The sequence below is a fragment of the Streptomyces sp. NPDC020958 genome (assembly GCF_055562175.1).
Genome location: NZ_JBVHFU010000059.1, coordinates 1 through 1,804 on the forward strand (window position 1 = coordinate 1; position 1,804 = coordinate 1,804).

2 protein-coding genes are annotated in these 1,804 nt (G+C 67.2%); one reads left to right on the forward strand and one right to left on the reverse strand.

The window, feature by feature from the left end; all coding sequences use genetic code 11:
* Positions 1-212 precede the first annotated feature (212 nt).
* The gene (locus ACZ3KP_RS40960) at positions 213-860 is read left to right on the forward strand and encodes a tetratricopeptide repeat protein (protein ID WP_467506229.1); all 648 of its coding nucleotides are present in this window, start codon (positions 213-215) and stop codon (positions 858-860) included.
* Positions 861-881: 21 nt separating this feature from the next.
* Here ACZ3KP_RS40960 and ACZ3KP_RS40965 read toward each other — a convergent pair.
* Positions 882-1,756 (reverse strand): IS5 family transposase gene (locus ACZ3KP_RS40965; RefSeq protein ID WP_467506231.1). Its coding sequence is split into 2 segments (ribosomal slippage): positions 882-1,369 and positions 1,369-1,756, totalling 876 coding nucleotides; the frame shifts between segments, so codons are not numbered across the junction.
* Between the last annotated feature and the right edge of the window lie 48 nt (positions 1,757-1,804).

Sequence of the window (1,804 nt, forward strand, 5' to 3'; positions counted from 1 at the left end):
CTAGGGCCTGTTGCGAAAGCCGTAGGCGGCTGGCTCCACGACCCAGACCAGGCTTCCTTGGAGGAGCTGACGGGCCGGGGCCGGCCTGCTGGCACTCCCAGCTCGCGGACGACTGGGGTGTTCGAGAGACGCCGCCCCACAACTCCCGCGTGCCGCCGGGAGTGCGGAGATAGCCTCGGCGCTGTCAACGTCCGAAGGGGAGGGGTAGAGGTATGCAAGGGCAGGACTGGATCGAACGTGCGGGAGAACTGTTCGAAGCGGCGATGTTCGGCGGAGACACGTCCGCGCTGGACCGGTCGGATGAGGTGCTGGACTCAGTCGAGGCGCCGCTTGCCATGGCACGGGGCAGGGTGCTGCACGTCCGCTTCCTGAACGACCGCGAAGAGAACCCCCAGGAACTGGTGCTGTTTGAGCGCGCGGCCGAGTTGTACGAGCGTCTGGGGGATGCGTCGGGTGAGGCGGAAGCGTTGTTCTGGGTCGGCTGCTGGCACCAGGTGGTCAAGGGCGACGGCGTCGCTGGCAGGCCGTACTTCGAGCGGTCGTACGCGCTGGCGAAATCCGTCGACGACCGGATGACTATGTCCTATGCGATTAGGCATCTCGGCTTCACCGACAAGGATGCAGGCCGCTTCGATCAGGCCCGCGAGCGGTTGACCGAATCGGTGACACTACGCCGTGAGATCGGCTTCCGGCCCGGGGAAGCAGCTGGCCTGGTGGCACTCGCCTACTTCGCGGCCGAAACCGGCGACCCAGCGGCAGCGTTCCTCCACCTTGACGAGGCGCAATCGGTCGCCGAGAGCTGCGGTGCCAAGGCCGTGTTGGGGTGGATCGAGCAAGCCCGCACGCACATCCGTTCCTAGGCTCTGACTGGGAAGCGCTGGTCACAGCCACTCGTTGATGGCTGCGACCAGCACTGTCGCTTCGTAGCGGACGGCGAGTTTGTCGTACCGAGTGGCAACGGCCCGGTGACGCTTGAGCCGGTTGATCCCGCACTCGACCGCGTGCCGCTGCTTGTAGTCGTCCTTGTCGAACTTCGGCGGCCGCCCGCCACGCGATCCACGCTTGAGCCGGTTGCGGACACGGTCCGCCGGAACCGGGATGGTGGCCTTGATCCCGCGCCTGCGCAGGTAGGAGCGATTGCCGCGGGAGTCGTATGCTTTGTCGGCCCGCACCCGGTCCGGGCGCTTGCGCGGCCTGCCGAGCCCCAGCCTCGGAACTCGGATGGCTTCCAGGACCGCTTCGAACTGCGGGGAGTCGCCCCGCTGCCCTGCCGTAATCACGACGGACAAGGGCTTCTGCCCCTGTTCGACCGCGAGGTGGATTTTGCTGGTCAGTCCGCCGCGGGAGCGTCCGAGGCCGTGGTCGGCTGGCTCGACGAAGATCCCGCCGGGCGGCTCCTTCTGGAGATCCCCTTTTTCGCTGCCCCGGCGGCGTGCTGATGGGCCCGGCAGACGGTGGAGTCGACGCTGACGTCCCAGGTGATCAGGCCCTTCGCGTCCGCCTCGGCCTGGAGCTGGGTGAGGATCCTTGCCCAGGTACCGTCCCGCTGCCAGCGCCGGAACAGGTCATACACTCGGTCCCACGGCCCATAACGTTCGGGCACGTCCCGCCAGGGCGCACCGGTCCGGGTCCGCCACCGTATGCCGTCTATCAGCTGCCGCCGCGTCCACACCTGAGGCCGACCCGGCTTGATGCCCGTCGGCAGCAATGGCTCAAGTCGGGCCCACTGGCCGTTCGTCAGATCACCACGCCCCACGGGACCTGATCATCGACGAACAAGATCCACTTTCGCAACAGACCCTAG